This window comes from Acidimicrobiales bacterium, from assembly GCA_035533095.1.
Taxonomy (GTDB): Bacteria; Actinomycetota; Acidimicrobiia; order Acidimicrobiales; family Palsa-688; genus DATLUM01.
On the sequence record DATLUM010000068.1, the window covers coordinates 1 to 15,156 of the forward strand.

Genomic DNA, 15,156 nt, shown 5'->3' on the forward strand with positions numbered 1-15,156 from the left:
GGGAGCAGGCGCCTTCCAACTGCAGTTACGACATCGGTCCAGGCGATCCGTCGTTGGCACTCCTGCGCGCCTCGACCCCATGACGAGAGCCGGATCGCTGCTCGATCGGAGCCGTCTCCCGGCTTGTCTCACAAGTGACACACTCCGTTATGACCCCGGTCAGCATCCGCGACCTGCGCAATCACGGCGGTGACGTCGTGGACCGGGTCGAACGCGGCGAGACGGTGACGGTCACCCGGGCGGGCCGGCCGGTGGCGGAGCTACGGCCCGTGCCGAAAGCCGGCCTCACCGCCGATGAGCTGCTGGGCCGCTGCCGGCGTCTTCCCGTCGTCGACCCGGCCGCCCTGCGCCGCGATATCGACGCCGTGATCGACACCAGCCTGTGGTGACCGACCGCCACCCCCGGGGCGTCCTCGATACGTTTACGTTCGTCTCGCCAATCGGGTGACCGATGCCGCAGCACTGCCCCATGAGCCGCTCATCACCACGGTCACCTTGGCCGAGGTGTCGGTCGGCCCGATCCTGGCGATGACGGACGACGAGCGGGCCAGACGCCAGGCCCATCTGCAAGAGGCCGAAGCCGACTTCGACCCTCTGCCTTTCGACGTCGACGCCGCCCGCGCGTTCGCCCGCGTGGCGTCTTCGCTCCGCACCGCCGGCCGCAAACCCACGGCGCGGTCTTTCGAGGCCCTCGTCGCCGCCACCGCCCTCGCTCACCAGCTTCCCGTCTATACGTGCAACGCAGGCGACTTCGAGGGGATCGACGGCCTCGAGGTCGTACCCGTAGGCCTCCCTGACAGCTGAACCCGCCCGATCTTCCCCCGTCGTTGGTGTCGCCGCCCGGCGGCTCCTCGCTGCCTCTCCCCCACTCGGTCATCCGCGGGGGCGACCACCGGGTCCTGATCGATGAGCTGCTCGAGAGGCGCCACGGTGCTGCCGGACCACTTGGAGGTGACCGTCGCCGGCGTCCCCAGGCTGAACGTCCTGCTCGAGGAGGTGGGGCTCAAGAAGTCGAAGATCAGTGGTGTCGGAGGGCCGATCCGTACTCGACGCCCACGCTGGGCCTGCGGACCGAGCTGGCGCTGGCGGGGTGGGCAATCCGGCGAAGGGCGCTATACCCGGCGCCCGAGCCAGCGGACCGCCACCCCGAGCTCCTCGGCGACACGGAACTCCGGATCACCCGTGAGCACCGGGCAATCGAGCACCGACGCGGCTCCGGCGGCGAACGCGTCGGCATAGCTGAGCCCTCCGCGCGCCTTGATGGCCGCCGCCCGGCGCACGAGGGTGTCGTCGATGTCGATCCAACGAATTGGCACCCCGCCGGGCCGGATCTCCGCGCGGAGGTTCGCCCACACCTCGTCGGCGGCTCCGGCGTCGGAGGTGCGTTCGAGGATGTAGGCAACCTCTCCGAGGTTGACGAGCGTCATCCACGGCTCGCCGGTCCGCAGGATCTCCTCGACGTCAGCCCAACCGGGATCCTCTCCCAGGAAGGCGAGGACCGCGTGGGCGTCGAGGACGACGCGATCAGCCATCCTCGTGTTTGCGGTCCCGGGCGCGCTCCGCCAGCAGCATGGCCGTCAGCTCGCCCCCCTTGAAGCGCCCACGCAGCTGTTCGACCGACAGGAGAGGCTTGGGGATGAGGTCGCCGTCGCGCTCCAGCCACACGACCTTCGTGCCCGGGGGAAACCCGTAGCGGTCGCGCAGCGGCTCGGGGATCGTGACCTGGCCCTTCGGATTGACCGTGGTGATCATCGGTATTACCTCCGTTGTCAGTGTACTACTGAGGGAGTTCCGTAGTGATCGACACCGTCCGCGGGTTCGAGGAAGAGTCCAGGCGCCGCGGATCGACTTCCCCCTGCGGTAGAGGCCGTTCGGTACAGTCCTCGGGGATGTTCGTCTCCGACCTTCGCCACTTCCTCGACATGCCGGACGACGCCCCCGGGCCCGCCCGCAAGATGGCCGAGCAGCTCGGGAGCATCGTGCGGGCAGCCACCGCCTCCGAGGCCGGTGCCGCCTGGGCGAGCGCCCTGCCGTGTCGCCGGCGGCCGGGACGGAGACCCTGTCCGGGTCGCATCGCCGTCTTCCGACCTGACGTGCCGGCCCGGATCGAGTGGCGCTGCACCTCGTGCGGGGACGAGGGTGTGATCAGGGGCTGGGAGGGCACCTACTTCGACCTGCGGACGCCGAGGGCCGGGCGACACGACGGCGCCGCGAGCGACATTGTCGTCTCCGACGAGGTCGCCGTGGCCTTGCGGGACTTGCGCATGCTCGACGCCGAGTGCGAGCGTCTGGTGTACCGGGCGAGAGCAGTGGACGGCGGCGTTGCCCTCACGGCCGACGAGGAGGACCTCGACGAGCTGATCGGGTTCGTGGCAGCGGAGGCCAACCACGAGCCCAACCGCCGGCGCCAGCAGCGTCTCGACCGAGCCTTTGCCGTGCTCAGCGACGCTCTTCAGGCGATGGACTCCTGACCGCCAAGTTGCCGATGACCCGTGCCGAGGGCGGCGAGCGGGACCAGCTCGAACCGACATCGACCGCGGCCCACGGACCAGACGGTTCCTCGGGCGCCGGGAGAGCGCCGGCTGGGTAACTCAGGCGGCGCCGATCGTGCAGGAGATCCGCGACGCCGGGGACTCGGCACCGTCGGGCGGGCTGGGCGGGAATGCGACCACGGACGGTCAGCATTGACGACGATCGTGCAGGCCGGGAAGCTCAAAAGTCCAGCAGGAACCCGAGTGCCCGGGTGATGGCGAAGAGCGCTTCGTCGTTCGCTGCACCAAGACGAGCGACCAGTCGACGCTCCGACACCGACTTCATGTCCTCGCACTTCGCGTAGCTGACCTCGTCGAGCCCGCACTCCTTCGGATCGAGCTCGACGTGCGAGGGGAGCTCTCGCCGTCTCGTCGTGCAGGGAGCGACCTGCAGCTCGCCGACCATTCGCTGCTCCAGCGGGTCGAGGCTGCCGCTCTGGTCGGCGACGGCCACCGCGCAGAACCACCGGTCCCAGTGGCTCCAGCTCGGTCCCCCGATCTCCTCCCACGGTTCCGGGCCGAAGGCTGGCGGACGGCGCGGCAATGGGGTCGTGCTCATGGCCGCCGCCAAGTCTCGGAGGGGGGACTCCAACTGTCTTCCTTGGGTTCCAGCCCTGTCCACTTGATCGTGTACAAGGTCGAACCTCCTGTTTGTGCTGTACCCACAGCGTAGACCGACGAGCCTCGAGGCCACGGCCTTCAGCGATCGGCAGGAAGAAGCCGGCGTCCGAGCACGTGCACCACGTGCACTACTGCTCTACACAATGATAATGTTGTGGAGTGTCCCTGCCTCCCTTCGAGCCGATCACCGGCCGTCTGCCACCAGGCGAGCACATTGGCACGTGGGAGGAAGTCGTCGATCGGTTCGGCTGGAACCGGCGCAGACGCCAGCTACTCGACGGCCTGGCTGAAGCGCTGGCCTTGCTGGCCGATGCCGGATGTACGCGGGTCTGGATCAACGGAAGCTTTGTCACGGCCAAGGAAGAGCCGGGAGACTTCGACGTCGTTTGGGACCCGACCGATGCCGACCTCGACCGACTCGACCCGATCTTCTTCGACTTCGCGGACGGCCGGAGGGCGCAGAAAGAGCGGTTCGGAGGGGAGCTTCTTCCGAATGTCGTGGAGCGGGCAAGCGGACTGGTCTTTGCCGAGTTCTTCCAGAACGAGCGGGACACAGGATTGAAGGGCATCGTCGTGATCGACCCGAGGAGGATCGAACAATGATCACCAACGAAGTGCAGTTCCGGGCCACCAAGGCCCATCTGGCGAAGTTCGAGGAGGCGATCGCCAACCTCGAGAAGGAACCGGTCAGGACTCCGGGCGACCGCAAGCGTCGTGCGTTGGAGCTTGGAGCGCTGCGTTCCCAGGCTGCCGACCTCGAAGCCGAGATCGACGAGTACGAGCTCCTCCAATCCGGCACGCAAACCACTTTCGAGGCCGCGTCGCTGGCGGCACTGGCCGGTGCTCTCGTGAAGGCACGCATTGCCAAGGGATGGACCCAACGTCAACTGGCAGATGCGCTCGGTGTCGCCGAACAGCAGATCCAGCGGTACGAGGTAACCGAGTACACGTCGGCCAGCCTGGCCCGACTGTGCGACGTCGCAGATGCGCTCGGAACGGAGATTCGAGAGACCATCACGTTGAGCACCGACGCGGCGTGATCACCCTGACATTGGACGAAGTCGATTCCTCCTGCCGACTATTGGTGATGTGCGCCACGGACGCTGACAGAGATCACGCAGAACGACCGAGTGGATCTCCGGTCCCGTTGAATGGTGTCGGAGGGGCGCCCGGTGAGCTCCTCCAACGCGTCAGCCTAGTCTGCTGTCAGCTTGAAGCACTAATGTTTCCGGTATTGATGGCACCGCAGTAGCCGGCGAGGCGATCGAGGATCTGCTCGGCGGTCTTGTGCCAGACGAATGGCTGCGGGTTCTCGTTCCATGCTTCAGCCCACGACTTGATGTCAGCGGCGAGCTCTTTGACGCTGCAATGGGCCGAGCGCTTGAGCTTCTTGGTGGTGAGGGCAGAGAACCATCGCTCCACCAGGTTCATCCATGATCCGTAGGTCGGGGTAAAATGGAAGTAGAACCGTCGATGGCGGAGCAGCCAGCGGTGGACCTTGGGGGTCTTGTGGGCTGACAGATTGTCCAGCACGACGTGGACGTCGAGTTCAGGCGGCACATTGCGGTTGACCTTGTTCAAGAAGACGATGAAGTCATCGGAGGTGTGGCTGGAACGGACGTCGGTGATCACCGTCCCCGAGGCGATGTCGAGAGCGGCGAAGAGATCACAGGTTCCGTTGCGCTCGTTGTCATGCGTTGCCCGGGCCGGGGTGGTGGGCAGCATGGGAAACGTCGGTGCGGTCCGGTTGAGGGCCTGGATCTGAGGCTTCTCGTCCACCGCGAACACAACGGCGGCAACCGGTGGGTTCATGTAGAGGGCGACGATGTCGCGGATCTTCTCCACCAGGTCGGGATCGGGGGACACCTTGAAGGAATCTTCCCGCCACGGCTTCAGACCGAACGCCCGCCAGATCTCCGACACGGTCTGATGGCTGATCCCGTGCTTGGCCGCCAGTCCACGGGTCGACCAGTGGGTGGCGTCGGGCGGTGCCGACTCGAGGGTGTCGATCACTACCGCCTCGACTGTATCGTCGCTGATGGTGCGGGCTGCACCGGGGCGAGGCGCATCCATGAGCCCATCCAGTCGATCAGCGGCGAACCGCTTGCGCCACTTGGACACGGTGACCGGGTGGATCCTCAACTCTGCGGCGATGTCCTCGTTGGTCCGGCCTTCGGCACAGGCCATCACGATCCGGCATCGCAGGGCCAGGGACTGAGCCGACGAATGTCGACGGGCCCAGCGCTCCAGGGTCTTGCGCTCGTTGCCGCTCAGCTTGATCTCGACGGTGGGTCGACCACGACGCGCCATGGACTGCTCCTTCTGTCAGGGTTTCTACCTGACAGAACGCGCCCCGGCTACGTAAATTCCCGAGTCTCAGGAATTCATAGTGGAACAAGCTGACAGCACACTAGGCAGGGGCATGATCGAGTATCGCCACCTCACACGCTGATCGTGCTGTTGACCGGCGACCCGGCGCCCGTCGCCGCTCGATGCTGGTCGCCGTCCTCGCCGTCGCCTGTAGTTGAGGGTGGCGCATGCCGAACGACCACGGACCGGCCGGATCGACACCGCGCGCTGATCTTCGGAGTCGCCTGCGTTCACAACGACCGATGGGAGGTAGACGGGAATCCTCACCGGGAGGGTGTTTCGGGAACGGCCGGGGACCCAGGCGTTCACCCCCACGGCCGAGCAACGTACACGCACGAAGAGGATTGCCCTGGCCGGCGGCTTGGCCCTCGTGATCGCGCTCATGGGCCGTTGCGTTCTTTGGCGGGCGGACAGCCCCCCTGGTCTCCTGGACCGAGTCGGCCCTCTTGCACACGACGGTCGTGGTGCGACGCGGGGCACCGGCGAGCGTGACCACCGTCACTGGCTTTGCAGGTCACGCCGCCGGTACCGGCACGGGGGCGATGGAGTTACCAGGGCCGATGTCAGCACATCCGTTCTGGACGGGCAGGTGCGCGAAGCGTTGGGTGAGGAAGACCTGCGCCTGGTCGAGGAAGGGCAGGCCGGCCTGCTGGTGGTCGAGTCCGTTGTAGATGTGGAGTTCGACGGGGACCCCCCGTTGACAGTAGGTGTACGCGAGATCCTGGACGTCCTTGGTGACCATCACGCCGTCACCGATCGAGTCCGAGAGCCCGTTCCCGATGAACAGCGGGGCACGCGGGGTACCGGTCCGGCTCATGATGAGGTGGTCGAAGATCCGGGCGAAGACGGCCACCTTTTCGATGTCCTGGTACTGCGGCTTGAACAACTGCGCAGTCGTGAGGCCGGTGAAGTGACCGACGCACCGGGTCTGGTTGGCCCCGATGGCGGCGATGCCCGCTTGGGTGAGGTACTGGTTGAGGTCGCGGAGGTGAAAGGCCCGGGCAGCGCCTTCGAGGTGGACCGGGATGACCCACGTCCACGCCGAACCGGGATGGTCGACGTAGGCGAGGTTGTGAAGCGGGTCGACCGGAAGGCCGCCTTCGGCCACACCGCCGATGTCGAGATGGGGGGCGTAGCCCTGCGCCAGCTCGGAGGCGAACTCCGTGGCGATGGAGCCGCCCGAGTAGCCGACCATCCCGACCGGCGTGGAGGCCTCTGGCACTCCGAGCCACTTCTCGGCCGCCCGGATGGCATCGAGGGTCTCGTACCCGTACTGCTGGCCGGCCCCTTCGGCGACATCCTCTCCCTCGTAGTCGGCGGTGACCACGGTGTCGCCAGCGGCGAGGTAGGGCATGATCGGCGTGGTCGACGTGCCGACCCGGAGGGTGTAGCTGGGGTCGCACCGGGCGCCGAGGGCGTCGTAGGCGGCCTGGTAGGAGACCAGACCGGTGGCTGGCGCCACCGCCTTGTCCAGGGGCCGGAGCACGGTGGCGACCGAGACCGTCCGGCGACCGAGCTCGTCGGTGGTGACGTAGAGCAGCTGGGCCGCCCGCACCGGCGTGGTCGCTCCGGCTGCGGCGAACGAGATCGTCCGCGTCCGCAAGATCGTCCCGGGCGTCTGGGTGAGCGGTCCGCTCCAGCGGTAGAAGGGGTCGGCCGTGGGCGCCGCCAGGACGCTCGGCAAGGGCCCGGCGGGGAGCAGCTGCTCACAGGCCTTCTCGGCTGCCAGGAGCCGAGATTTGCTGACCTTCAGCTGTTGGAGGCTCTGCTGCTCCTGCTGGCGGTCCTTCTTGGGGTCCCCGGCGCTGGTGGTGGGATGGGGGGAGAAGTTCGGCACGCCGTGGGTGCGTATGCAGTTGGTGTACGCGGCCAGTCCCGTCGCTTGGCTGGCGCCGTGAGTCGCGGGGGTGGTGGAGGCGGCGGTCGAGCCTGTGGCCGTGCTGGGCGTCGATGGGCCGCCGCAGGCCGCGACCGCCATGCTCAGCGCGAGAGCTCCGGCCGTCATCAGCCCGGCCCGGGGAGACCGAGGGTGCCGTCTCGGGCAGAGATCGCTCTGTCGAGGGACGTCGTGCGTCGCGCCTTCGGGTTCGGTGTCTGGCCGGAACACCTCGGGCTGGCGATGCCCCATCCCGAGCGCACCACGGGCCGAGACGATCGGGGCGGTGAGCAGCCTCGTCAGCAAGGCGGCCCGCCGTCCTCGAACCATTGGGAAGCGCCAGCGTCGAACCCAAGGACGAGATCGACAGGGCATGCCGTTGACCGCGACCGTGCCGGCCTCCGGCAGATGCTGAGCTGGCATGGGAGTGGGCGGGTTCCTCGCCGGCATCGAGCAGGCCCCCTACGGAGCGGACCGTCTGCTGGGCGGCGGCGTGCCGCTGTGTCGGAACCCGGCAGGAACAGCGATCTTGAGCACCGCCCGGTTGCTGGTCGTGACGGGCAACCAGGCGAAGACCGTCTTCTCGGTGACGTGGCCGGTCGAGGTCGACTGGATCGGCAGGTAGGTGGTCGCGTCCACCCACAGCGTCGTCAGCTTCGTCACGGGGTGGAGCCCCGAGGTCGCTGTCGTGGACACGAGCCGCAACGCCCGCCGCCCGTCGATGACGCCGTGACCGGCGAGGCTGTAGCGGCCCGCGGCCACGTCCTGCTCGATGGTCTGCGGGGTGAGCGGCGCACAGGTCACGCCCTCGCTGTCTCGGGACCACCACTGCCTGTGGCCGTAGTCGACGATGACCGCCTGACCGTCCTCGACGAAGACCGTCAAGGTGGGCTTTCCGCCCACCGCCGTGTCCGTGCGGCACGCCCCTGTGGCGATGTCCACCCAGGCCGTGGAGGCGAGCCCGGCCACCGACACCGTCGAGCGGACCTCTTCGATGTCGCCGCTCGTCCCGGCGAGCGCTCTCGTGACGGCCGTGAGCACCGCCGACGTGCCCGGTGCCACGCCCGGTGGGTGGGGTGACGTGCGCGGAGCCGACAGCCAGCCAGGCGCCACCGCCACCCCGATCACCGCCGCGGCTGCCGCACCGGCGATCGCCAGGAACCAGCCGCCGCGCCGAGGGCGCCAGCGCGCCGGGCCCGGCCGTGCTCGGTCCGCCGCTTCCATCGACTGGAAAAGCGCGGCACGCTGGCGGGCCTGGGCGTCTGGCGGCGGCGGCGCCGTATCCGGTTCGAGCTGGCCTACGAGCTCAACGAGTCGATCCATCGCTACTCCAGTTCCTTGCGCCGCGTCGACGGCGAGCCGCTGCCCAGGGTCCCCAAGCGTTCTTCGAGTCGGTGGCGGAGCCGGCTCAACCGGGACCGGACCGTGCCGACGGGGACGCCAAGGGCAGCTGCGACGTCGAGGTAGCTCAACCCGTCCCAGACATGCAGGAACAGGGCCTCCACGTCCTGTTCCGGTTCGGCCAGGAGCAGGCGGGCGAGCGCCGCGAGGTCCGCGCGAGCCTCGGCGCGCCGCGCCGCTTGGTCGCTCTCGCTCGGCGACCCGATGCCCGCCAGGGCGTGCAGCCGGGCGTAGGCCCGGTCCTCGGCCGCTCTCGCACGGAGCGCGTCGCGGACGAGGTTGAGGGCGATACGGTACAACCAAGGAAGAGCGCTCGGCCTGCTCAGGTCGTAGGAGTGGCGGGCCTCGAACGCCCGCCGGAAGGTCTCGCCCGCGAGGTCCTCGGCCATCGTTCGCCCGACTCGCCGCTCACAGAACCGGTAGACCGCTGTGAAGTGGCGATCGAAGAGCGCGCCGAAGGACGGCGGATCGGTCTGCGCCGCCCGCATCAGTGCCGCGTCGTCCTCCGTTGCCACCAGCATCACCCCTGTCTTACGCATCAGGCGCCCAGGAGTTCCACAAGACGGTAGTCAGTGCCCTGAGCAGGCGTGACGCGGCCGCGGGGTGACCGCGCACAGACCACCACCCGCCGACCGACGACGCTGCCCGCCGGCAGCACCGATCGCCACCGCGCCTTGGCGGTCACGACCCGGTGAGCAACTCCGTCGCCACGGGGACTGACCGACCGGAACCGCTGGCGTTGCCCCGCGTCACACACTCCAAGTCGTCGATGGTTGCTTCGGGGTCAGTGGTGGCAGTGGTGCCGACGTCTTGACGCCAGGCGGGGTTGGCGTCGACCACCTCGGGCGGGGCGAGCTCAGCGGCGGAGCTACCGCGTTCGCCCAGTTCAGACGGCACTTCATGTGTCCGATCGCTCGGGCACGCTTGTCTCCCCTTTCAATCCTCCGTACCAGGCGCTGGCGGGCCCGTCGCGCTTGAGAGTGCACGACGTCCATCAGTTTCTCCTGGGGGGTGAGTGGGGCGTCAGCGTGGGACGCGAGTACCTCCGGGTTGTCGGATGTGTTGGCTTCGACGCCTGCACAACGACAAGCGGGGGTCTTCGCGTTGTTGGACCCTCAGGTCAGAATCCCGCCGATCCAGGCGCTACCGACGTCCATGGACGGTACATCCAGAGCCGAGATGCAAGTCCGTTGCTTTGGGCCAGCGATCCGATCCTGATCGACTCAGGTACAGGGGCAGATCGGGTTCGGGATGGGACTCGAACCCGGCACCAGCGCCGCAATGCCCACGATCGGGGCATCCAGTGCCTGACCAACAGCGGTGCCGAGGAATGGCGCGTCACCGAAGGCGAACACCCCTCCATCGGACGCCACCTCCCAGTACCCCTTGCCGTCGGGCGTCGCTGCCAAACCGACAACTGGCGAGTTGAGCATCTTGCTCCCCATGGACCCGTAGAACGCGGCGTCGCCGAAGGCGAACACCCCTCCATCGGACGCCACCTCCCAGTACCCCTTGCCGTCGGGCGTCGCTGCCATCCCGACCACTGGCTTGTTGAGCTGCCGACCACCGATCGATCCGAGGAACGACGCACCGTGCAACGCGAACACGCCCCCATCTGATGCGACGATCCATACACCCACCGGGGCTGCCGAAGCCCCGACGATCGGTGCCGCCGAGTCGTCCACTTGGACGGGACCGCTCCCTGTGGGTACGCCGACACCGAAGGGAGAGGCCGATCCGTAGAACCCTGAACATTGGGGATCCCCAGGGCACCCCCCATGTTGGACGGCCCCGTTGGCAATCCAGTAACCCGTACCATCAGGGGCGGCCGAGACGGCGACGCATGAGTAATTCGGCTTCGGAGCTGGACCAGAGTTCACGCACTGATCGCTCCCGTATGCAGCCGGGTCTCCCATATAGGGCGCGTCGAAGGCATAGCTCGTCCCCCAGCCCGTGATGAGCCAATAGCCGAACGGTGAAGTGGAGCTGGTCCGGGGCGTCGTCGCATCGGCCGGTCCGGTCAATGGGACCTGCACCGCCAAGACCAACGCCATGATCGCCAGCAGACCCCTGACCTTCATCCGCCCTCCAGGTGTTCTCAATCGCCGACATCTCCGCTTGTGCGACGGCCGGGTTGAGTCTTCCACGCCATCCATTCAGCGGCCCTCATCAGGTTTGGCCACGCCGGTGTGGGCCGGTCACCCCCTCCGGGCATTGCCCCCTACCAATGCTGCCGGGAGGGGGTCACGCTCCGGCAGACGGAGGATACGGTGAACTCCGTGGATCTCCCAGAGCTGATGGTCGGGGACGCTGGCGAATGGCGAAGATGGTTGAGCGCCCATCACGCCGATTCACCGGGTGTCTGGCTGGTACTGGCCAAGAAGGGAACGGCCGATCCGACAACCGTCTCGTACGACGAGGCGCTCGACGAGGCGATCTGCTTCGGCTGGATCGATGGTCAGTTGGGTCGTCGTGACAGCACAACGTTCCGACGTCGTTTCACGCCTCGAAAGGCTCGCAGCCCGTGGTCCCAACGGAACGTCGCCATCGCTGAACGGCTGATCGCCACCGGCCGAATGCATCGATCCGGCGTAGGCGAGGTGCGGCAGGCGAAAGAGGACGGTCGATGGGAGGCCGCCTACGCCGGGCAGGCCAGCATCGAGATGCCGGAGGATCTCGCCACTGCCCTGAGTGCCAATCCTCGCGCCGAGGCGATGTTCGAGACGCTCACGAGTGCGAATCGGTACGCCATCCTCTACAGGATCGGAAATGCCAAGAAGCCCGAAACCCGCTCCAGGCGCATCGGCCAGTTCGTCGAGATGTTGGCCCGAGGGGAGACGATCCACCCCCAGGCTCCATGATCACCGGAGAGGACGATTCACTGCCGACGGGATCTCCCACATCGCCGGGAGTGTGACCCGCCGCGCCCCCAGGCGGGGCCGTCCGACGGCCCCCCGTGCACGCTTGCCGACGGCCCCTCCCGTGCCACCTTGGACGGATGAGCATCGAGAGCCAGGAGCCCTACTACCACGGTACGACTGCCGACCTGAGACCCGGGGACCTGATCGAGCCGGGATACACGTCCAACTTCGGTAGTCGCCGAACGGCCAACCACGTCTACCTCACCGCCACGCTGGATGCCGCTGTTTGGGGGGCCGAGCTGGCCATCGGCGACGGCCCGGGCAGGATCTACGTCGTCGAGCCCACCGGCTCCATCGAGGACGGTCCGAATCTGACGGACAAGAAGTTCCCGGGGAACCCGACGAAGTCCTACCGCTCTCGGAGCCCGCTCGTCGTCACGGGTGAGCTCTCCGAGTGGGAGGGGCACGCCCCGGACGTCCTCCAAGCGATGAGGGACAACGTCGAGCGGCTCCGGCAGCTGGGCGTCGAGGCGATCGACGACTGACCACCCCCGTACGGCACCGTCCCCGTACAGTCGTCGGCTCGGAGACCCTCTGCTGCACGGATGCGGAACTCTGGGCCCGACTTCAGGCGACCTGCGTCGTCACAGCTCGGTTCTCGACCTGCGTCCAGGGAGGATCGCCAACCGGAAGGGACCCGGTCTTCGTCCGCACGCGGCGCTTGGCATGATGTCTCCGGTCGAGTTCGGAGCTCGACGGACACCGACGGCGGCGGCGCGAGTCCGGTCGGTCGGCTCCACCGAACCCCGGACACGTCGGAGCCTCCGCGGATACGAGGGCAATCACGTTCCGGCCGCGGGCGCACGGAAGAAGGCAGATCCGGGTCCCCGGGCAGACACGGAGTGCCTCGTGGATCGAGCGTCCGCGCGCTCGCCCATCGCTAGGATCGGCCCATGTCGACCTTCCCCGACGTGCGCTGGGGCTCGGAGGACTCGAGACTGCGCCGGCCTGTCGTCTGGTTCGGGAGTACCCACGTGGGCTCATGGGTGGTCCGAACCCTGACCCCCCTCGATCGGTTCGTCATCGAGCGGAGCCGTGGTCGCTACACCGCCCTCGGACCGCTCGGCGCGCCGATCATGTTGCTGACCACGACGGGCGCCGTCACGGGCCAGACCCGCACCACGCCGCTCTTGTTCGCCCGCGACGGGGACGACATCCTCGTGGCGGGGAGCAACTTCGGCCAGGAGAACCACCCGGCCTGGAGCAAGAACCTCCTGGTCCATGCCGACGCGCTCGTGACGATCGGGGGCGAGGTCGTACCGGTGACCGCGGAGCTGCTCACGGGGGACGAGGCGCATACGGGTTTCGAGAAGATGATCGACGTCGTCCCCGTGTACGCCGAGTACCGAAATCGGACGGACCGGGCCATCCGCGTCTTCCGGCTGTGCGCGCGCCCCACGGCCTGACGCCGAGAGCCCGCAGTCCACAGCTGCGCTCGATCGCCGGGTGGAGGACTATCGCTCCCGATCCCGGCGTCGGGACCACAGGGAACCGATCAACGCTCCGAATCCGACCAGGACCACGATCGGAACGAAGGTGGCGATCCACGCTCCGCTCTCCTGGACGATCTCTGCCTGCATCCCGCGCCGCCTCGCTCTTGGACCTGTTCCAGGCTAGCCCCTTCGACGCGGAAGGCCCTGGACGGACGGGAACGTGCCCGCGACTCGTCACGTGAAGACGGAGGACGCCGAGGACGAGGACGGAAACGCAGAGAGCGCGATGATCAGGTGTACCCCTTGTCGTAGGTCACGACCGCCGGCCGACCGGTGCCGACCGCACCCCTCGTGGGCTCGTCAACTCTCTTACCGTTGCTCCCGGAAACCGACTCACGGGCGGCTGGGGAGTGGCATGGCCAAGCTGGTCTACGTGGCGAACGTGTCCCTCGACGGCTACGTCGAGGACGTGGACGGCAGGTTCGACTGGACCGAGCCTTCCGACGAGGTCTTCTCCTTCATCACGGACCTGGTGCGCCCCGTCGGCACCTGCCTCTATGGACGGCGCATGTACGAGTCGATGGCCCTGTGGGAGGTCGACCCCACCATGGCTGCCCAGTCGGAGCCCAGGGCCGACTTCGCCCGTGTCTGGCAAGCGGCCGACAAGATCGTCTACTCCACGACGCTGCACGCAGTCTCGACCACCAGGTTGCGGATCGAGCGCCGCTTCGACCCCGATCCTGTCCGGAGGCTGAAGGCGTCCGCCGCGAGCGATGTGACCATCGGGGGTTCGACTCTCGCGGCGCACGCGTTCGACGCCGGGTTGATCGACGAGTGCCAGCTCCTCGTGTATCCGGTAGTCGTCGGTGAGGGAAAGCCGGCGTTCTCCGGCGGCGGCCGGGTCCAGTTGGATCTGATCGAGGAGCACCGATTCGGCAACGGTGTCGTGAACCTGCGCTATCGCATCCTGAGCTGACCCTCCCGTCGGAGGTGCACCGGTCGTCGCCGCTTCGTCGATCCGATCCGGGGGAGCGCCTGAAGAGACGATCGGACGATGCTCGAAGCGGAGGAGGTGGCTGCACCGGCGGAGGTGTCGGGAGGGTCGCCCCGGGTCGCCCCGCAACATTCGCCGGGTCGGCGGGACACCCGGGGATTTCCTCCGTCTTGGTGACCAGCAGGCATCACTTGCTCAGTCCCGAGGGACCTGCACGACCATCCAATCCTTGTGGTTGGTGAACCCGGCCTGTTCGTACATCGGGCGTCCTGATGGCGTCGCGTAGAGGTAGAAGCGGCAAATGCCCTGATCAACCGCCATCCCCAGACACGCATCCAGGAGACGCCGGCCGATGCCCCTGCCACGGAAGCCCGGTCGAACGTACATGTTGATGATGTAGCCCTCGCGGGACCGACGATCTTCCGGCAGTGGCGGGACATTGTGCACGACTATGGAAGCGAGACCGATCTGGTGTCCCGCATCCTCGGCCAGCCAGGTGAGGGTGCGTCCGGAAGACAGCGTTCGCTCGAAGAACTGCCGGGTGTCGTCGGACAGCCGACCGGGGAACCCATCGGGCCGGATGCCTCGGCTCTCGGCCAAGAACTCGATCCGCAGTCCACAGAGCGCCTGCAGGTCGGCGGAAGTGGCGAGTCGCAGATTCACGGCTTCCAATCTGGTGGAGCTCAATCGCCGTGTGCAGGGCCTCCGCGCGCCGGGTGGGTGCGCATTCGGGAACTGCGGACGACCCGTCGGGAGGTCCGGCCATCGCCGCCGACCGGGGTGAACTCCCTCGAGAGGTCAGCGGGGCCGGTCACCCTTGACGGTGATGCGGCGCATATGGCGGCGGTGTCCCCGGTAGTCGAAGAGTGCGTAGTGCTGGACGCTCCGGTTGTCCCACATCGCCACCGACCCCGGTGACCACCGGAAGCGGCACGTGAACGGCTCCCGCACCGCATGGTCGAAGAGGAACCCCAGCAGTGCCATCGACTCGTCCGGTCGCATCCCCTCG

At 67.6% G+C, this 15,156-nt stretch carries 21 protein-coding genes; 9 read left to right on the forward strand and 12 right to left on the reverse strand.

The genetic code is table 11. The annotated features are described in order from the left end of the window. Window positions 1-149 precede the first annotated feature (149 nt). Both VNF71_08420 and VNF71_08425 read left to right on the forward strand, forming a co-directional pair. The gene (locus VNF71_08420) at window positions 150-389 is read left to right on the forward strand and encodes a type II toxin-antitoxin system prevent-host-death family antitoxin (protein HVA74575.1); all 240 of its coding nucleotides are present in this window, start codon (window positions 150-152) and stop codon (window positions 387-389) included. Between the two features lie 55 nt (window positions 390-444). Then, window positions 445-804, forward strand: a complete 360-nt coding sequence (locus VNF71_08425; protein HVA74576.1) for a type II toxin-antitoxin system VapC family toxin — start codon at window positions 445-447, stop codon at window positions 802-804. Window positions 805-1,112: 308 nt separating this feature from the next. Here VNF71_08425 and VNF71_08430 read toward each other — a convergent pair whose 3' ends face one another. Together VNF71_08430 and VNF71_08435 are read right to left on the reverse strand one after the other, a co-directional pair. Further along, window positions 1,113-1,532: a PIN domain-containing protein gene (locus VNF71_08430; protein ID HVA74577.1), complete on the reverse strand. Its 420-nt coding sequence runs from the start codon at window positions 1,530-1,532 to the stop codon at window positions 1,113-1,115. Next, window positions 1,525-1,752, reverse strand: coding sequence for an AbrB/MazE/SpoVT family DNA-binding domain-containing protein (locus VNF71_08435; GenBank protein HVA74578.1), 228 nt, complete (start codon window positions 1,750-1,752; stop codon window positions 1,525-1,527). The genes VNF71_08430 and VNF71_08435 overlap by 8 nt, the downstream gene beginning before the upstream one ends. Before the next feature lie 137 nt (window positions 1,753-1,889). Between VNF71_08435 and VNF71_08440 the strand changes: the two genes are divergently transcribed. Next, a complete protein-coding gene (locus VNF71_08440) occupies window positions 1,890-2,471 on the forward strand; it encodes a hypothetical protein (GenBank protein ID HVA74579.1) in 582 nt (193 codons plus the stop codon). Window positions 2,472-2,712: 241 nt separating this feature from the next. Here VNF71_08440 and VNF71_08445 read toward each other — a convergent pair whose 3' ends face one another. Further along, complete coding sequence (locus VNF71_08445; GenBank protein ID HVA74580.1) at window positions 2,713-3,090, reverse strand: type II toxin-antitoxin system PemK/MazF family toxin; 378 nt, start codon at window positions 3,088-3,090, stop codon at window positions 2,713-2,715. A 221-nt stretch (window positions 3,091-3,311) separates the two neighbouring features. On the opposite strand from VNF71_08445, the gene VNF71_08450 reads away from it, so the two are divergent. Together VNF71_08450 and VNF71_08455 are read left to right on the forward strand one after the other, a co-directional pair. After that, entirely contained in the window at window positions 3,312-3,755 is a 444-nt protein-coding gene (locus VNF71_08450; protein HVA74581.1) for a hypothetical protein, read from the forward strand. After that, the gene (locus tag VNF71_08455; GenBank protein HVA74582.1) at window positions 3,752-4,192 is read left to right on the forward strand and encodes a helix-turn-helix transcriptional regulator; all 441 of its coding nucleotides are present in this window, start codon (window positions 3,752-3,754) and stop codon (window positions 4,190-4,192) included. The genes VNF71_08450 and VNF71_08455 overlap by 4 nt, the downstream gene beginning before the upstream one ends. A gap of 166 nt (window positions 4,193-4,358) precedes the next feature. On the opposite strand, the gene VNF71_08460 is transcribed toward VNF71_08455, so the two are convergent. From VNF71_08460 to VNF71_08485, 6 genes are all read right to left on the reverse strand, one after another. Further along, window positions 4,359-5,462, reverse strand: coding sequence for an IS630 family transposase (locus VNF71_08460; protein ID HVA74583.1), 1,104 nt, complete (start codon window positions 5,460-5,462; stop codon window positions 4,359-4,361). A gap of 574 nt (window positions 5,463-6,036) precedes the next feature. Next, complete coding sequence (locus VNF71_08465) at window positions 6,037-7,527, reverse strand: lipase family protein (protein HVA74584.1); 1,491 nt, start codon at window positions 7,525-7,527, stop codon at window positions 6,037-6,039. 333 nt (window positions 7,528-7,860) lie between these two features. Continuing rightward, window positions 7,861-8,721, reverse strand: a complete 861-nt coding sequence (locus VNF71_08470; protein ID HVA74585.1) for a hypothetical protein — start codon at window positions 8,719-8,721, stop codon at window positions 7,861-7,863. Between the two features lie 2 nt (window positions 8,722-8,723). Beyond that, window positions 8,724-9,338 carry an RNA polymerase sigma factor gene (locus VNF71_08475; GenBank protein ID HVA74586.1) on the reverse strand — a complete coding sequence of 205 codons (615 nt, stop codon included), beginning with the start codon at window positions 9,336-9,338 and terminating at the stop codon, window positions 8,724-8,726. A 142-nt stretch (window positions 9,339-9,480) separates the two neighbouring features. Continuing rightward, window positions 9,481-9,696 carry a hypothetical protein gene (locus VNF71_08480; protein HVA74587.1) on the reverse strand — a complete coding sequence of 72 codons (216 nt, stop codon included), beginning with the start codon at window positions 9,694-9,696 and terminating at the stop codon, window positions 9,481-9,483. Window positions 9,697-10,022: 326 nt separating this feature from the next. Further along, entirely contained in the window at window positions 10,023-10,484 is a 462-nt protein-coding gene (locus tag VNF71_08485; GenBank protein ID HVA74588.1) for a hypothetical protein, read from the reverse strand. Window positions 10,485-11,078: 594 nt separating this feature from the next. On the opposite strand from VNF71_08485, the gene VNF71_08490 reads away from it, so the two are divergent. The 3 genes from VNF71_08490 (at window position 11,079) to VNF71_08500 (ending at window position 13,126) form a co-directional block, all read left to right on the forward strand. Continuing rightward, window positions 11,079-11,660, forward strand: a complete 582-nt coding sequence (locus VNF71_08490) for a YdeI/OmpD-associated family protein (protein HVA74589.1) — start codon at window positions 11,079-11,081, stop codon at window positions 11,658-11,660. A 137-nt stretch (window positions 11,661-11,797) separates the two neighbouring features. After that, window positions 11,798-12,205: an NAD(+)--rifampin ADP-ribosyltransferase gene (gene arr, locus VNF71_08495; protein ID HVA74590.1), complete on the forward strand. Its 408-nt coding sequence runs from the start codon at window positions 11,798-11,800 to the stop codon at window positions 12,203-12,205. A 408-nt stretch (window positions 12,206-12,613) separates the two neighbouring features. Then, window positions 12,614-13,126, forward strand: a complete 513-nt coding sequence (locus tag VNF71_08500; GenBank protein HVA74591.1) for a nitroreductase/quinone reductase family protein — start codon at window positions 12,614-12,616, stop codon at window positions 13,124-13,126. A gap of 48 nt (window positions 13,127-13,174) precedes the next feature. On the opposite strand, the gene VNF71_08505 is transcribed toward VNF71_08500, so the two are convergent. After that, entirely contained in the window at window positions 13,175-13,300 is a 126-nt protein-coding gene (locus VNF71_08505) for a hypothetical protein (GenBank protein HVA74592.1), read from the reverse strand. A gap of 268 nt (window positions 13,301-13,568) precedes the next feature. Between VNF71_08505 and VNF71_08510 the strand changes: the two genes are divergently transcribed. Further along, window positions 13,569-14,129, forward strand: a complete 561-nt coding sequence (locus VNF71_08510; protein HVA74593.1) for a dihydrofolate reductase family protein — start codon at window positions 13,569-13,571, stop codon at window positions 14,127-14,129. 213 nt (window positions 14,130-14,342) lie between these two features. Here the strand turns inward: VNF71_08510 and VNF71_08515 are convergent, their stop codons facing one another. Together VNF71_08515 and VNF71_08520 are read right to left on the reverse strand one after the other, a co-directional pair. Beyond that, window positions 14,343-14,810: a GNAT family N-acetyltransferase gene (locus VNF71_08515; GenBank protein ID HVA74594.1), complete on the reverse strand. Its 468-nt coding sequence runs from the start codon at window positions 14,808-14,810 to the stop codon at window positions 14,343-14,345. Between the two features lie 135 nt (window positions 14,811-14,945). Next, window positions 14,946-15,156: TauD/TfdA family dioxygenase (locus VNF71_08520; GenBank protein ID HVA74595.1), on the reverse strand; the 211-nt coding region annotated here is incomplete at its 5' end.

Coding starts and splice junctions, on each gene's coding strand:
- VNF71_08420 (HVA74575.1), top strand. CDS start 150: ATGACCCCGGTCAGCATCCGCGACCTGCGCAATCACGGCGGTGACGTC.
- VNF71_08430 (HVA74577.1), bottom strand. CDS start 1,532: ATGGCTGATCGCGTCGTCCTCGACGCCCACGCGGTCCTCGCCTTCCTG.
- VNF71_08435 (HVA74578.1), bottom strand. CDS start 1,752: ATGATCACCACGGTCAATCCGAAGGGCCAGGTCACGATCCCCGAGCCG.
- VNF71_08440 (HVA74579.1), top strand. CDS start 1,890: ATGTTCGTCTCCGACCTTCGCCACTTCCTCGACATGCCGGACGACGCC.
- VNF71_08445 (HVA74580.1), bottom strand. CDS start 3,090: ATGAGCACGACCCCATTGCCGCGCCGTCCGCCAGCCTTCGGCCCGGAA.
- VNF71_08455 (HVA74582.1), top strand. CDS start 3,752: ATGATCACCAACGAAGTGCAGTTCCGGGCCACCAAGGCCCATCTGGCG.
- VNF71_08460 (HVA74583.1), bottom strand. CDS start 5,462: ATGGCGCGTCGTGGTCGACCCACCGTCGAGATCAAGCTGAGCGGCAAC.
- VNF71_08465 (HVA74584.1), bottom strand. CDS start 7,527: ATGACGGCCGGAGCTCTCGCGCTGAGCATGGCGGTCGCGGCCTGCGGC.
- VNF71_08470 (HVA74585.1), bottom strand. CDS start 8,721: ATGGATCGACTCGTTGAGCTCGTAGGCCAGCTCGAACCGGATACGGCG.
- VNF71_08475 (HVA74586.1), bottom strand. CDS start 9,338: ATGCGTAAGACAGGGGTGATGCTGGTGGCAACGGAGGACGACGCGGCA.
- arr (HVA74590.1), top strand. CDS start 11,798: ATGAGCATCGAGAGCCAGGAGCCCTACTACCACGGTACGACTGCCGAC.
- VNF71_08500 (HVA74591.1), top strand. CDS start 12,614: ATGTCGACCTTCCCCGACGTGCGCTGGGGCTCGGAGGACTCGAGACTG.
- VNF71_08505 (HVA74592.1), bottom strand. CDS start 13,300: ATGCAGGCAGAGATCGTCCAGGAGAGCGGAGCGTGGATCGCCACCTTC.
- VNF71_08510 (HVA74593.1), top strand. CDS start 13,569: ATGGCCAAGCTGGTCTACGTGGCGAACGTGTCCCTCGACGGCTACGTC.